This is a genomic window from Mesorhizobium sp. U510 (genome assembly GCF_059180695.1).
The window spans coordinates 6,837,704-6,851,787 of record NZ_CP180532.1 but is presented as its reverse complement, the minus strand read 5'-3'; the positions used below and the strand labels follow the sequence as shown (position 1 = coordinate 6,851,787).

The following is a 14,084-nucleotide window of genomic DNA, read 5'->3' as shown; positions in this document are numbered from 1 at the left end:
GCGAAACCCTTGCCAGACAGAGATTATGGAAAATTGCGGCGGATCGTTCGAATTTTAGTGGATAGGCGTTTTTGTCCCGACAGCAGCGGATTCGCCACCGGATTGGGCGATCCGTCCGCTGGCTGGAGCCCGCGAGGCGGGCTTACATGTCGACGACGACGCGACCGCGGATCTTGCCGTCGACGATGTCGCGCGCGGCATCCATGATGTTGTCGAAGCCGATGGTCGTGGACAGGCTGGCGAGCTTTTGCAGGTCGAGATCGGCGCCGATGCGCCGCCAGGCCTCGAGGCGCACGGCCTTCGGCGCCATCACCGAATCGATGCCGAGCAGCGAGACGCCGCGCAGGATGAAGGGGGCGACGCTCGACGGCAGGTCCATGCCGCCGGCCAGGCCGCAAGCCGCGACGGCTCCGCCATAGGAAGTCATCGACAGCACATTGGCCAGCGTGTGGCTGCCGACCGAATCGATGCCGCCGGCCCAGCGTTCCTTGGCCAGCGGCTTGGCGGGCTGGCTGAGTTCGTCGCGCGAGATCACCTCGGCGGCGCCGAGATCGATCAGATAGGGGCTTTCGGCATTGCGTCCGGTCGACGCAATGACGTGGTAACCCAGGCTGGACAGGATGGAGACCGCGACCGAACCGACGCCGCCGGCGGCACCTGTCACCACCACCGGGCCGCGATCGGGCAGGATGCCGTGCCGCTCCAGCGCCATGACGCAGAGCATGGCGGTATAGCCGGCGGTGCCGACCGCCATCGCGTCATGGGCGCTGATGCCTTCCGGCAGCGGCACCAGCCAATCGCCCTTGACGCGGGCGCGCCCGGCATAGGCGCCGAAATGCGTTTCACCGACACCCCAGCCATTCAGGATGACCTTGTCTCCCTTGCGCCAGTCGGGATTGGAGGACGAGATGACGGTGCCGGCGAAGTCGATGCCCGGAACCAGCGGCCAGCGGCGGATCACCGGCGCCTTGCCGGTAATGGCCAGCCCATCCTTGTAGTTCACCGTCGTCGCCTCGACCGCGACGGTGACGTCGCCCTCCATCAGGTCGGCTTCGGTGAGGTCCGTCACGGCGACCGACTGTTTCTTGTCGGCGTCGCGCGAGACGAGGATGGCTTTGAAGGTTTCGGACATCTTTTTCTCCGCGCGCTTGCTTGGTGTCCTGGACTGTGCGGCGACGGCCGCGTCGGGTCAATCTTTGGAAGGCTTGGCGTTCGAAGGCTCGCGACGCCAGCCGATGAGTTCGTCGAAGACGACCAGTGCCGCGCCCACGGAAATGAAGGCGTCGGCGAGGTTGAAGACGGCAAAGGACCAGACCGGCGTGTGGAACAGGATGTAGTCGATGACGTGGCCGTAGACGGCGCGATCGATCAGATTGCCCAGCGCGCCGCCGATGATCAGGGCAAATCCGGTGCGGGCGACGACATGGCCCGATGGCGTGCGGGTGGCGAGGTAGAGCACGAAAGCCACGACCAGGACGGCGATGACCACCAGGCCGGTATCGCCGAAGGAGGAGAACATCGAGAAGGCGATGCCGGTGTTGTAGGTGCGAAACAGCGCCAGGAACGGCACCAGATCGAGCTTTTCCTGGAATGGCAGGCCGGTCTCGACCAGATGCTTGATCCACTGATCGAGCGCGATGGCCGCGACGACGAGCAGCGCGTAGGGGGACCATGATCTCACGGGCGGGCAACCTTCATTGCTGGTCGGCGATTGGTTCGAGCTTCAGCGCGCCGCGCCGGATCTCGAACAGCATGATGCCGGTGGCGACGGCGAGATTGAGCGAATCGGCGCGGCCCGCTTGCGGGATCCTGAGCAGACGGTCGCAACTCGCCGCGAGGCTTTCGGGCAGTCCCTGTTGCTCATTGCCCATCATCAGCAGCACGGGCCCACGGGAAAAATCGACCGAGCGATAGTCGACCGCACCTTTCAGATGCGTGCCGGCGACAAGGCCCGAAAAGCCGCCGCGCCAGGCAAGGAAGGCCTCGGTCGTTGCCTTCGCCACCGGAACAGCGAAGATCGAACCCATGGTGGCGCGCACCGTCTCCACGGAAAATGGATCCGTGGTGTCGCCGACCAGGATGACACCCTTGGCGCCGACGGCATCGACGGTGCGGATGACGGTGCCGAGATTGCCGGGATCGCGCACCCGATCGAGCGCCACCCAGACATCGCCATTGTCGGCGCGGATGTCCTTCAGGGCGAGGAATCTCTGCGAAAAAACGCCGACCACCATTTGCGGATTGTCGCGGCGGGTGATGGCGACAAGCACCTTTTCCGACACTTCGAGCACCGTGCCGCCGGCGGCAACCGTGCGCGCCGCGACCTTTTCCACCGCAGGGTTGCCGCGCCCGGCCTTGGCGAACACAAGCGTCCTGATCTGCCAGCCCAGGTCGAGCGCATCGATGACCAGCTTCAGCCCCTCCGCCATGAAGGCGTTCTGCTGGTCGCGGAATTTCTTCAGAGCGAGTGCCTTGATGTCCTTGATCAGCGGATTGGCGAGGCTGGTGACTTCCTTCACCTGGCCGGGTGCGCCCACATGCCGTTCGTTCATTCAGGCCACCCAACGCGAAAACAATGAGGTCGAAAGCGCCCTGCCGGCGGACTTTTCGCGGATGATCAGCTCACCCGATTCAACCCTGCCGCCCATGCCGGCGAAGGTGTCGCGCATCAACGCGTGGATGGCGAAGAAGGAGGCGCGGATCGAATAGGCGGTCAACACCACGGCAAGCGGCTTCGGCGTCAGGATCGCGCGGCAGAGATCGGTCAGGGCAGGCAAATCCTCGAACAATTGCCAGACCTCGCCCTTGGGGCCGCGGCCATAGGCCGGCGGGTCGAACAGGATGATGTCGTAGCGGCTGCCGCGGCGTTCCTCGCGCTCGGCGAATTTCACCGCATCGTCGACGATCCAGCGGATCGGCTTGCTGCCCAGCCCGGCCATCTCCTGGTTCTCGCGAGCCCAACCGATCGCCTTCTTCGAGGCGTCGACATGGGTGACCTCGGCGCCGGCGCGGGCCGCCACCAGCGAGGCGAGACCGGTATAGCCGAACAGATTCAATACTTTGACCGGCCGTTTGGCGGCTGCGATCAGCCCGGCCATGTGGTCCCAGTGCGAGGCCTGCTCGGGAAAGACGCCGACATGGCGAAACGAGGTGAAACGGCCGAGATAATCGATGCCGTCATGCTTCATCGGCCAGGTCTCGCCGAGCGGCATCTTCGGGAAACGCCAGCGGCCGATGCCCTCTTCGTCGGTGTCGCCGGTGAAGATGGCGTCGGCACGCTCCCAGTCCCTCGCCGGCAAGGCCTTCTGCCAGATCGCCTGGCCCTCGGGCCGCACGATGCGATAGGGGCCGTATTGTTCGAGTTTCTGGCCGGCGCCGCTGTCGAGCAGCGCATAATCGGCATTCGGCGCCACTTCGAGAATCAGCGGAAGCTGCTCGGCGGGCAGGGCGCCGTCACGGCGGGCAAGGATGCGCGGGGCTGAATTCGGTGCGGACTGGCTGTCCGGTTTCGCGTCACGCGGTTCGCGCGGCCTGGCGTCCGGCCGCCCACGCGTCTCGTGCGGACGCACCTCTCCGGTTCCGCTTTTCGCGGTCGGGCGGTTGTCGCGGCGTTTGTCGCGAAAAGACTTCAAGCGGGAGCATCTCCGAGCGGCGTGCCGCTTTTGGCATGAGGACAGCGGCGGTGCAACCAAGTCTGCCACAGCCACCGCTGCTGTTCATGTCGGCCAGCGATGGACCAATGTCAAAGAAACAGGCAAATCTGCCGCATGTCCCGCTCCGAACGCCTGCTCGACCTCATACAGTGCCTGCGCCGGCACCGCCGGCCGGTGAGCGGGCAGGTGCTGGCCGATGAGCTCGGGGTTTCGATCCGCACGCTCTACCGCGACATTGCCACGCTGCAGGGGCAGGGCGCGCCGATCGACGGCGAGGCAGGGTTGGGCTATGTGCTAAAACCCGGCTTCATGCTGCCGCCGCTGATGTTCACCGACGAGGAGATCGAAGCCATTGTGCTCGGTTCGCGCTGGGTTGCCAAGCAGCCGGACCAGCGTCTCTCAGCCGCTGCCGCCAATGCGCTTGCCAAGATCGCGGCCGTGCTGCCGGACGATCTGCGCGAGGATCTCGATGCCTCGACCCTGTTGGTCGGGCCGCCGATGACGGCGATTGAAGGCATAGACCTCGGCGTCGTGCGGCAAGCCATCCGCAACGAGCGCAAACTCGGCTTTCTTTATCGCGATGCCGGGGGTGCTGCTTCGCAACGTGTGGTCTGGCCGTTCGCGCTCGGCTTCTTCGACAAGGTGCGGGTGGTGGTGGCGTGGTGCGAGATGCGGCAGGATTTCCGGCATTTTCGCACCGATCGCATATCCGGCCTCGACGCCATCGATGCGCGCTATCCGCGTCGCCGCCAGGCGCTGCTCAAGGAGTGGCGGGCGACGCTCGACAAGCCACGCGGCCCATGAAGGCTACTGCCAAAATCTGACAGTAGCCTATTCTATATCAGCCAAGTCGAAACGTTGAAACAGCTTGGAGAACAGATATGGCCACCCCGAATTTCGTCATCCTCTATGTCGACCAGCCGCTCAAGAGCGGCGCCTTCTACAGCGCGCTGCTGGGTCGCGAGCCGGTCGAAAGCGCGCCGACCTTCGTGCTGTTCGTGCTCGACAACGGCTTCAAGCTCGGCCTCTGGTCGCGCCATACGGTCGAGCCGGCGGCGGCTGCGTCCGGTGGCTGCGGCGAGATCGTGTTTGCGCTGGAGACGCCGGACGCGGTCGACGCTACCCATGCCGACTGGTCAAGGCGCGGCTTGAAGATCCTGCAGACGCCGACCGACCTGGATTTCGGCCGCACTTTCGTTGCGCTCGATCCCGACAACCACCGCCTGCGCGTCTACTGGCTGTCCGACGGACAACAGGCCGATGGAGAACAAAAATGAGCGCCTATTGGATCGCCGTGGCGTCGGCCGAACATGTCCGGCGCGGCCGCAAGGACGGTTTCATGCAAGTCAACCACAGCAAGGCGGCGCCGCTGCGTCGCGTCAAACCCGGCGACGGCATCGTCTACTATTCGCCGACCACAATTTTGCGCGAAAAAGACGGCCTGCAGGCTTTCACGGCAATCGGCACGGTGCGGGAGGGCGAACCCTATCAAGGCGAAATGGGCGGCGGCTTCACGCCGTTCCGGCGCGATGTCGAATGGGCGACGGCTGAAGAAGCGCCGATCAAGCCGTTGCTCGAACGGCTGGACTTCACCGCCGGCAAGTCGAATTGGGGATATCAGATGCGCTTCGGCCTGTTCGAAATCACCGATCACGATTTTCGTCTGATCGCGGAGGCAATGGGTGCCGAAACGCAGGGAGCAGTGAGCTAGGCCTTCAGCGCGTTATAAACGGCAATGCCGGCGGCGAGGTCCTCGAGTGCCGCGCCAACCGACTTGAACAGCGTGATCTCGTCAGCGCTCTGGCGGCCCTTCCTCTGGCCGCGCGCCAGTTCGTGCAAATCGGCGACGATCGCGCCCGGCTTCAGCACGCCGGAGGCCAGCGGCTGGACGATGTCGCCGGCTTCCTTGGTGGCGCCGGCGCGGGTGTCGACATAGACGCGGGCGCGGGCGATGGCGTCGTCATCACTTTCACGCATCGTCGGGGTGAAGCCGCCGACCAGGTCGACATGGGTGCCTGGCCGCAGCAGAGCGCCCTTGATCAGCGGCGTGGTGGTGATCGTCGCCGAGGAAACGATATCGGCCTCGCCAAGTTCGGCATCGAAGTCGGTCGCGGCACTGGCCGCAAAGCCGTCGGCGCGCAAATCGGCCGCGACCTTTTCGGCGTTTGCCGGGGTGCGGTTCCAGATGCGGATGGTTTTGATCGGCCGCACGGCCGAATGCGCCTTGGCCAGGAACGGCGACAGGGCGCCCGCGCCGACCACAAGCAGCCGCGAGGCGTCATCGCGGGCAAGGTAGGACGCCGCCAGTGCCGAGGCGCAGGCGGTGCGCCACTGCGTCAGCCGCTGGCCGTCGATCAGGGCTTCCGGTTCGCCGGTTGCGCCATCGAGCAGCAGATAGAGCCCCATTACGGCGGGCTTGCCGATGGCGTTGTTGTCGGGCGAGACGGTGACGATCTTGACGCCGATATGGCCACCGGAAGACGTGCCGGCGGCGTTGAAATCGGTCCATGCCGGCATCAGCAGCAAGGTCGAGGCCGCACCATCGGGTCGTTCGACCGCGTGATGATGCCTGACCGGCTGCACCGCACCCTCGCGGAATGCCGTGCGCAACGTCTCGACCAGTCCAGGAAAGGTCAGTGCATGATCGACCTCGGCGGCCGAAATGGTCAGCATGAAAGGCTCCGTGGAACGAAAGGCACCGGGGGACGGCTTAATTGGTCGGCTTTGGCAATGCCGATCCTTGGGCCGATCCCTGGGTTGATCCTTGCGGCACTGATGGCGCGCGGCTGACCGCCTGGCGCAGGTTTTCCGCCTCGACGCCGCGCTGGCGCGCCAGTTTGCGGTAGCGGCCCTGCTTGACCCAGGTCGCCAGGCTGCCGACGATCATGCCGATGGCAAGCGCCAGGAACAGGAAAATGAACAGCGGCAAGGTGAGCGTCAGCTTCGGATTGCCGGGATTGAACGGGTCCAGCGTGAAGGCGACGAGTTCGCGGTTGGCGACGGCCAGCGCGATCAGGATGATCGCCAGGGGCACGAAGACCACGATGAGCATGAAACGATTGAGCATTGTGTTTTCCGTCGGCAGCTGGCGCTGTAGCCGCGCCTACTTGCCGCCGTTCAGCCTTTCGCGCAGTTCCTTGCCGGTCTTGAAGAACGGCACCCACTTCTCCTCGACCTCGACGGATTCGCCTGTGCGCGGGTTGCGGCCGGTGCGGGCGGGGCGGTTTTTCACCGAAAAGGCACCGAATCCGCGCAACTCGACCCGGTTGCCTTCAGCGAGAGCGTCGGTGATCTCGTCGAAGATCGCGCCGACGATGTTTTCGACGTCGCGCAGGAAAAGATGCGGATTGCGCGTGGCAATAATCTGCACAAGTTCGGACTTGATCATCAGACGGGTCCCCGTGAAAGCAGTTCGGTCAAAATTATGAGGATGATTTTATTGGCTTTTTCAGCTGTTCCAAACGGCGCTCAAGGGTGCCAGACAGAAACGAGGCCGTCAAGAAACAAGCGGTCGGCGCCAAGTTCGTGGATGACATCACTGCTGTAGTCCGGCAGGCCGAGTGCGCTGCCGAGCGTTTTCACCATGGCTTTTGACCACAGGAAGCTGCCGCGCCGCTCCGTGTCCTTCCATTCGACCACCTTGAGCTTGGCGTCAACGCCCTTGGTCGCCAGCCAGTCGATCGCCTCGGTTTCGCCGCCGACGGCGTCGATCAGCCCGTTGGCGACACCCTGGCGGCCGGTGAAGATCGATCCGTCGGCAAGCGCAAGCGCCTGTTCGTGGGTCATCTTGCGGCGTTCGGCGACGATGCCGACAAACCAGTCGTAGCTGTCGAGGATGAGCTTGCGGACCATGGCGCGCTCGTCGTCATTGGTCGGCTTGAAAGGAGAGGGCGAAGCCTTGAGCGGCGAGGATTTCACTTCCTCCAGCTTGATGCCGAGCTTGTCCATCAGGCCGCTGACGTCGGGATACTGGATCAGCACGCCGATCGAACCGACGATCGAGGTCTTGCGGGCGACAATGTGGTCGGCCGCGCTTGCGATCATATAGCCCGCCGATGCGGCGAGCGTGCCGACTTCGGCCACAACCGGCTTGTCGGCTGCCACCTTGCGCACTTCCTCGTAGATCGATTCACCGCCGACGGTGGTGCCGCCGGGTGAATCGATCGCCAGGATCACGCCCTTCACCTTCGACGACTTGCGGATGTCTTCCAGACGCTTGATCAGTTCCTCGTCCTCGGTGATCGTGCCTTCGATCCTGACCTTGGCGATATGGTCGACAGCCGAGCCGCCGAGATCGTCGCGATAGAACCAGGCCGACAGCGCGATCACTCCGAGGGCGACGATGCCAATGGCCGCAACACGCCAGAATGTCAGCTTGCGCCGCAAACGGCGGCGGTCGATCAGGTCGTCGGCTCTCAATGCCATGGTCAGCCTCACAGTCGGCGGGAAGAGACGCTTTTAGACCATGATGTCTTCATCGGGAAGCAGTTCCGTCTTGCCTATGGCGCGGCAATCCGCCCGCGGTGACCCCAACACTGTCCTTTTTGTGACTGGCCTGTGCAAGGGGCGCGAGGTAAAGGGGAGGAGCAGCGGTGATGAAAAAAGGCGCAGGCGCGCCCATTTCTGCTATGAAGTACCGGCTGTTGTGCCGACCTCGTTTTCGTTTGTACAACTACAGTTGTCACATTTTTGCGGTTTTCGTGGGCTTGTGCTTGCTTGAGAGTGCCGGCCCCCCACCTATAGGCGGTGTTCCTTGGCGGGCAGGGTCTAGAAGAAAGCAGTCATGTTAGCGCGATCGAATGAATCGACCAGCCCCGAGACGGCGTTGGCTCCCCCGGCGGATGGCTGGACGCGGGGCGACGCGTTCGACCGCGCCCAGCGTCATTCGCGCCGCGTGCGCGTGCTCAAATTTGCCGTGCCCCTGGCCGCGGCGCTGATCGCCGTCGCCTTCCCGATCTATTCCTATCTGGCCGCCCCCGTCTCGGTCGCGGTGCAGTCGGAAGGTGCGGCCTTTTCCAATGGCAAGCTGGTGATGGCCAATCCCAAGCTCAACGGTTTCACCAAGCAGAAGCAGCCCTATTCGATGACAGCCCTGCGGGCGATCCAGGATGTCAATACGCAAGGCATCATCGAGCTCGAAGGCATAGACGCCAAGGTGCCGGTCGGGCCGGACAATGTCGCTGCCATCAAAGCCTCGCACGGTATCTACGATCGCGACGGCAATACGATGAAAATGACCAGCGACGTCATGATCACCACGACAGACGGCATGCAAGCCAAGTTCAAATCGGTCTTCCTCGACATGGGCAAAGGCACTATGAAGACGGACGACCCCGTCGACGTCAGCAGTGGCGGGTCGCAGATCACAGCGGATTCCCTGTCGGTCCAGGACAATGGCAAGATCCTGGTGTTCGAGAAGAGGGTGCGCGTCAACATCGACCCCGCCAGCGTGAAGGCGGCTGAGGCAAAGGGCGAAGAATCGAATGTGGCACAATAGTTCGACACGGCTTGCGGCCGCAACTTCGGCGCTGCTTCTGCTGGGCCTTGTGCCGTCGCTGGCGCAGTCGGGTGCCAGCAGCCAGTCCGGGCTCAAATTGTCCGGCGACAAGCCAATCCAGATCGAAAGCGACAAGCTGGAGGTGCGGCAGGCCGAGAACGTCGCCGTGTTCACCGGCAACGTCACCGTCGTCCAGGGGCCAACCCTGCTCAAGGCCGGCAAGATGACGGTCTATTATGTCAAGGATCCCAACGCGGCCGCCAAGGGCACCGAAGCGGCGGGTGCCGCAATGACCGGCTCCGCCAACATCGATCACCTCGAAGTCAGCAGCAAGGTCTACATCAAGTCGGATGATCAGGTTGCGACGGGCGACAATGGCACCTTCGACATGAAGACGCAGGTGCTGGTCCTGTCCGGCAAGGAAGTGGTGCTGTCGCAAGGCCCCAACGTGCTCAAGGGCTGCAAGCTGACCGTGCAAATGAAGACTGGCCTAGCCAACGTCGACGGTTGCGGGGGACGTGTCATCATGTCGATGACGCCGCCGAAATCGGATGCGCCAAAGGCGGGAGCGACGAACCCCTGATGGCCAGCCTGTCATCGCTGACGGCGCGTCTTCCGGGACGCGCCGCAGCCAAGGTTTCGGCTCCGGCCACGATCACCGTCGACAAGGCGAAGTTCAAGGGAACCTTGATCGCCAAGGGCCTGACCAAGAGCTACAAGGGCCGCAAGGTGGTCAGCGGGGTCACGCTCGGCGTGCGCGCCGGCGAGGCCGTCGGGCTGCTCGGCCCCAACGGCGCGGGCAAGACGACCTGTTTCTACATGGTCACCGGCCTCGTGCCGGTGGATGAAGGCACGATCGAGATCGACGGCTTCGACGTCACCTCGATGCCGATGTATCGTCGCGCCCGCCTCGGCATCGGCTATCTGCCGCAGGAGGCGTCGATCTTCCGAGGCCTCAACGTCGAGCAGAATATCCGCGCGGTGCTCGAAGTGGTCGAAAAGGACCGCAAGGTGCGCGAGCGCAATCTCGACGAACTGCTCGAGGAATTCCACATCAGCCATCTGCGCAAGGCGCCATCCATGTCGCTCTCCGGCGGCGAGCGGCGGCGCCTGGAAATCGCACGCGCGCTGGCGACACGCCCGGCCTACATGCTGCTCGACGAGCCCTTTGCCGGCATCGATCCGATCGCCGTCGCCGATATCCAGCAGCTGGTGCGCCATTTGACGGCGCGCGGCATCGGCGTCCTCATCACCGACCACAATGTGCGCGAGACGCTCGGGTTGATCGACCGTGCCTACATCATCCATGCCGGCCAGGTGCTGACCCATGGCCGTGCCGACGAGGTGGTGGCGAACCCGGATGTGCGGCGGCTTTACCTCGGCGAGGGCTTTACGCTCTGACCTTTTGCTCATGCAATTCCGGGCGGACCATCGTTTCCGGAAATTTGCCTTAGGCGTGAAATTTGTTTCCTGACACGATTTTTTGCGTGCCGCGGGCTGATTTTTCGCGATTTTGCTCCGAGATAACGCTCCGGTAAGCGGCTTTTGCTAGGCTTTGCCTTGACAGGCAAAAGCCGGGCCAGTTTCTATGGCCGGCTGCCGAATTCATTTCGGGAGGCGCGGACGCGTAGAGGAGGCGTTTGAAACCGAACCATGGCGTTGGCGGCGAAACTACAGCTCAGACAGTCCCAGTCGCTGGTGATGACGCCGCAGCTGATGCAGTCGATTCGGCTGCTGCAGTTCACCCATGTCGAGCTTGAGCACTTCATCGACGAGGAGATCGAGCGCAACCCGCTTCTGGAGCGCGCCGAGCCGCAGGATGACGCCGCGAGCGACCAGATGCAGAAGATCGAGGCCGAGCCGCAAGCGGCCGCCGAGGGCGACTGGTTCGAGAACGAGGCTGGGTGGAGCGCCGAGGCGATCTCGGAAAAACTCGATACGTCGCTGGAGAACCTGTTTCCTGACGATCCCGGCACCAGCGAGCGGCTCGGACCCGACCTGACGGCGCAATGGAAATCGGCTTCCGGCAATGGCGGCGGCTCTTCGTCCGAGGGGCTCGACGCCGGCGATATGGCGGCGAGCGCCATCACCTTGCGCGACCATGTCGGCGAGCAGATCGCCCTCGCCTTCGTCGATCCCGCGGCGCGGCTGATCGCAGGCGAACTCGCCGATGGCCTCGACGAGACTGGCTATGTCAGGGCCGATCTCGAGGAGATCGCCATGCGTCTGGGCACCGATGCAGCGAGCGTGGCCAAGGTGCTGGCGGTGTGCCAGACTTTCGAACCGACCGGCCTGTTCGCCCGCGACCTTGCCGAATGTGTTTCGCTACAGCTTGCGGCGCGCGACCGTCTCGACCCGGCGATGAAGGCCCTGGTCGCCAATCTCGAGCTTTTGGCGCGGCGTGATTTCCAGACGCTGAAGCGGATCTGCGGCGTCGACGAGGAGGATCTGCTCGACATGCTGGCCGAAATCCGGGCACTCGATCCGCGCCCGGGCATGGCGTTTTCGGGTGGCGCCAGCGACGCCATCGTCGCCGATGTCGAGGTGCGCGCCGCCAATGACGGCAGCTGGACCGTCGAACTCAACGCCGAAACGCTGCCGCGCGTGCTGGTCGACCATATCTATTTCGCCCAGGTGTCGCCGCATGCGAAGAACCAGGCGGAAAAGGATTTCCTGGCCGAATGCCTGCAGAACGCCAACTGGCTGACGCGCAGCCTCGACCAGCGGGCAAAGACGATCCTCAAAGTGGCCTCGGAAATCGTGCGCCAGCAGGATGCGTTCCTGGTCCACGGCGTGCGCCAGCTGAAACCGCTCAATTTGCGCACGGTGGCCGACGCCATCGGCATGCACGAATCGACCGTCAGCCGCGTCACCGCCAACAAATACATGCTGACCCCGCGTGGCGTGTTCGAACTGCGCTATTTCTTCACCGCCTCGATCGCCGCATCGGGTGGCGGCGACGCGCATTCCTCGGAAGCGGTGCGTGACCGCATCAAGCAGATGATCGACGAGGAGAAACCCGTCGATGTCCTTTCGGATGACGCGATCGTCGACATGCTCAAGGAGAGCGGCGTCGATATTGCCCGGCGCACGGTCGCCAAGTATCGGGAAGGCATGAATATTCCGTCGTCGGTGCAGCGCCGGCGCGAGAAGCGGGCGCTCGCGAGCGCCGGGCGTTAGGCGCCTACGATTTTCCACAGCTTTCGAGCTTCATTGACAAGCCGCGGGGAAGTGGCTAGAAGCCCGCCCGCATGAGACGGGCCCGATGCCCGCTAGCGGATGGTCCGTCACGACAATGGCCTCGGGACGGTCAAAAAGGCGGCTTGTGATCAACCGGAAAGTTCGGATTTAAATCGGCGCGAGTGACGCCGCAAAGCTTGTGCGCACGGATCACGAGTATAAACTCGGGCCAGTTTGAAGCCTGAGCAAGGAAGGTCAGTTTTCAGATGAATCTGCGCATATCGGGAAAACACATGGATATCGGCGATGCGTTCCGCACACGCATCAACGATCGTGTCGGCGAAGCGATCGGCAAATATTTCGATCGCGGCTTTGCGGGGCACGTCACCGTCATCAAATCGGGCTCGCGCTATTCGGCGGATTGCATGATCCGGCTGGATTCCGGCGCCTCGCTGCAGGCCACGGGCGATGCCCAGGATCCGACGCTGGCCTTCGAGGCCGCGGCCGATCGGCTGGAGACCCGGCTTCGGCGCTACAAGCGCCGTCTCAAATCGCACAATTCGGGCAACGCCAATGGCGAACTGACCGACATCGCCTATACGGTGATGGCGCCGCTCGCCGATGACGACGAGGAGATCCCGGAGGATTTCGCGCCGGCCATCGTCGCCGAATCAACCATGACGCTGAAGACCATGTCTGTGGCCTCCGCGGTCATCGAGCTCGATACCAAGGACAGTCCGGTGTTCGTTTTCCGCAACGCCGGAACCGATCATCTCAATATCGTCTATCGCCGGCCCGACGGAAACATTGGCTGGATCGACCCGTCCACGACCAAGGTCGCACAGGGATAAAAGCCAGCCGCACGAGGGGTGGGGACTGGCCACGGCAGGCGAACAAGGGATTTTCAAGCATGGATCTGAGCGATCTTATCAGCGTTCCGGCGATTTTGCCGGCGTTGAAGGCGAACTCCAAGAAGCAGCTTCTGCAATTGCTTTCCGAACGGGCGGCGGCGATTTCGGGTATTCCGGAGAGGGAAGTGTTCGACACCATCCTGCAGCGTGAGCGGCTGGGCTCGACGGGCGTCGGCAATGGCATCGCCATTCCGCACGGCAAGCTCGCCGGCGTGAAGCGCATCGCCGGTGTTTTCGCCCGGCTGGAAACGCCGGTCGATTTTGAGTCGCTGGACGACCAGCCTGTCGATCTGGTGTTTCTGCTGCTGGCGCCGGAAGGGGCGGGCGCCGATCATCTGAAGGCCTTGTCGCGCATCGCACGCGTGCTGCGCGACGCCGACACGGTGGCCAAGATCAGGGGGACGCGCGATGCCGCGGCGATCCACGCGCTGTTGTCGGACACGCAGGCCTCGCACGCCGCCTGAATCTGGATTTTGAAAAAGGCTGCCAAGGGCCGCCGCGAGCGGCCCTTTTCGTTTCCGCCAACCGGTCGCTCTTAGTGGATGGCGACGGTGGTCAGGTCGTTTTCCATGGCGCCGGCCAGTGCGCGGTCACGCGCGTCGGAAAGCAGGATCGGCTGGCCATTGGCGGCAAACAGCGCCCATAGTTCCAGGCCGGGCGCAATTTCGCCGATGTTGGGGAAGCGGCCGAGCAATTCATCGCTCGAGACCTTGCGCAGATAAGCGACCGAGCCTTCGCCGAGATGGGCGAATTCACCGCTGGTCATGGTGATATTCTCGTCAGTTCTGGTCATTTCAAGCCTCCTTGGCGCGAGGACGCCGCTCAAGGCCATCCCGCATGAGA

18 protein-coding genes are annotated in these 14,084 nt (G+C 63.6%); 9 read left to right on the top strand and 9 right to left on the bottom strand.

The features are described 5' to 3' along the window. Positions 1-142: 142 nt before the first annotated feature. Genes acuI through ACLGL5_RS35245 form a run of 4 tightly spaced genes read right to left on the bottom strand, consistent with a single transcriptional unit; the run spans position 143 to position 3,632 of the window. Positions 143-1,132 (bottom strand): acrylyl-CoA reductase (NADPH), encoded by a 990-nt coding sequence (acuI, locus tag ACLGL5_RS35260; protein ID WP_069093145.1) that lies wholly within the window; start codon positions 1,130-1,132, stop codon positions 143-145. 57 nt (positions 1,133-1,189) lie between these two features. After that, complete coding sequence (lspA, locus tag ACLGL5_RS35255; protein ID WP_038649700.1) at positions 1,190-1,681, bottom strand: signal peptidase II; 492 nt, start codon at positions 1,679-1,681, stop codon at positions 1,190-1,192. A 13-nt stretch (positions 1,682-1,694) separates the two neighbouring features. After that, positions 1,695-2,552, bottom strand: coding sequence for a TrmH family RNA methyltransferase (locus tag ACLGL5_RS35250; protein ID WP_038649697.1), 858 nt, complete (start codon positions 2,550-2,552; stop codon positions 1,695-1,697). Beyond that, positions 2,553-3,632, bottom strand: a complete 1,080-nt coding sequence (locus tag ACLGL5_RS35245) for an RsmD family RNA methyltransferase (protein WP_069093144.1) — start codon at positions 3,630-3,632, stop codon at positions 2,553-2,555. 135 nt (positions 3,633-3,767) lie between these two features. Between ACLGL5_RS35245 and ACLGL5_RS35240 the strand changes: the two genes are divergently transcribed. The 3 genes from ACLGL5_RS35240 (at position 3,768) to ACLGL5_RS35230 (ending at position 5,364) form a co-directional block, all read left to right on the top strand. After that, entirely contained in the window at positions 3,768-4,457 is a 690-nt protein-coding gene (locus ACLGL5_RS35240; protein ID WP_038649691.1) for a helix-turn-helix transcriptional regulator, read from the top strand. A gap of 77 nt (positions 4,458-4,534) precedes the next feature. Further along, positions 4,535-4,930 carry a VOC family protein gene (locus ACLGL5_RS35235; RefSeq protein ID WP_032921384.1) on the top strand — a complete coding sequence of 132 codons (396 nt, stop codon included), beginning with the start codon at positions 4,535-4,537 and terminating at the stop codon, positions 4,928-4,930. Beyond that, positions 4,927-5,364 carry an EVE domain-containing protein gene (locus ACLGL5_RS35230; protein WP_069093143.1) on the top strand — a complete coding sequence of 146 codons (438 nt, stop codon included), beginning with the start codon at positions 4,927-4,929 and terminating at the stop codon, positions 5,362-5,364. The genes ACLGL5_RS35235 and ACLGL5_RS35230 overlap by 4 nt, the downstream gene beginning before the upstream one ends. On the opposite strand, the gene lhpI is transcribed toward ACLGL5_RS35230, so the two are convergent. The 4 genes from lhpI to sppA form a co-directional block, all read right to left on the bottom strand. After that, entirely contained in the window at positions 5,361-6,326 is a 966-nt protein-coding gene (gene lhpI / locus ACLGL5_RS35225) for a bifunctional Delta(1)-pyrroline-2-carboxylate/Delta(1)-piperideine-2-carboxylate reductase (protein WP_069093142.1), read from the bottom strand. The two genes, ACLGL5_RS35230 and lhpI, sit on opposite strands and share 4 nt — an antisense overlap. Before the next feature lie 37 nt (positions 6,327-6,363). After that, positions 6,364-6,720: a DUF1049 domain-containing protein gene (locus ACLGL5_RS35220; RefSeq protein ID WP_019861201.1), complete on the bottom strand. Its 357-nt coding sequence runs from the start codon at positions 6,718-6,720 to the stop codon at positions 6,364-6,366. Positions 6,721-6,756: 36 nt separating this feature from the next. Then, on the bottom strand, positions 6,757-7,041 hold the full coding sequence (locus ACLGL5_RS35215; protein ID WP_006200394.1) for an integration host factor subunit beta: 285 nt from the start codon (positions 7,039-7,041) through the stop codon (positions 6,757-6,759). A gap of 80 nt (positions 7,042-7,121) precedes the next feature. Beyond that, complete coding sequence (sppA, locus tag ACLGL5_RS35210) at positions 7,122-8,078, bottom strand: signal peptide peptidase SppA (protein WP_038653367.1); 957 nt, start codon at positions 8,076-8,078, stop codon at positions 7,122-7,124. A gap of 358 nt (positions 8,079-8,436) precedes the next feature. Between sppA and lptC the strand changes: the two genes are divergently transcribed. The 6 genes from lptC to ptsN all read left to right on the top strand — a co-directional run bounded on the left by lptC (position 8,437) and on the right by ptsN (position 13,705). Further along, positions 8,437-9,150, top strand: coding sequence for an LPS export ABC transporter periplasmic protein LptC (gene lptC, locus ACLGL5_RS35205; RefSeq protein WP_019861199.1), 714 nt, complete (start codon positions 8,437-8,439; stop codon positions 9,148-9,150). Beyond that, positions 9,137-9,733, top strand: a complete 597-nt coding sequence (locus tag ACLGL5_RS35200; RefSeq protein ID WP_019861198.1) for an LptA/OstA family protein — start codon at positions 9,137-9,139, stop codon at positions 9,731-9,733. The genes lptC and ACLGL5_RS35200 overlap by 14 nt, the downstream gene beginning before the upstream one ends. Continuing rightward, positions 9,733-10,551, top strand: a complete 819-nt coding sequence (gene lptB / locus ACLGL5_RS35195; RefSeq protein ID WP_019861197.1) for an LPS export ABC transporter ATP-binding protein — start codon at positions 9,733-9,735, stop codon at positions 10,549-10,551. The genes ACLGL5_RS35200 and lptB overlap by 1 nt, the downstream gene beginning before the upstream one ends. A 252-nt stretch (positions 10,552-10,803) precedes the next feature. Then, positions 10,804-12,330 (top strand): RNA polymerase factor sigma-54, encoded by a 1,527-nt coding sequence (gene rpoN / locus ACLGL5_RS35190; RefSeq protein ID WP_069093141.1) that lies wholly within the window; start codon positions 10,804-10,806, stop codon positions 12,328-12,330. A gap of 266 nt (positions 12,331-12,596) precedes the next feature. Beyond that, positions 12,597-13,181, top strand: coding sequence for a ribosome hibernation-promoting factor, HPF/YfiA family (gene hpf / locus ACLGL5_RS35185; RefSeq protein ID WP_019861195.1), 585 nt, complete (start codon positions 12,597-12,599; stop codon positions 13,179-13,181). A gap of 59 nt (positions 13,182-13,240) precedes the next feature. Then, positions 13,241-13,705 (top strand): PTS IIA-like nitrogen regulatory protein PtsN, encoded by a 465-nt coding sequence (gene ptsN, locus ACLGL5_RS35180; protein WP_019861194.1) that lies wholly within the window; start codon positions 13,241-13,243, stop codon positions 13,703-13,705. A gap of 71 nt (positions 13,706-13,776) precedes the next feature. Here ptsN and ACLGL5_RS35175 read toward each other — a convergent pair whose 3' ends face one another. After that, positions 13,777-14,034, bottom strand: a complete 258-nt coding sequence (locus tag ACLGL5_RS35175) for a BQ00720 family protein (RefSeq protein WP_032920755.1) — start codon at positions 14,032-14,034, stop codon at positions 13,777-13,779. Positions 14,035-14,084: the final 50 nt, after the last annotated feature.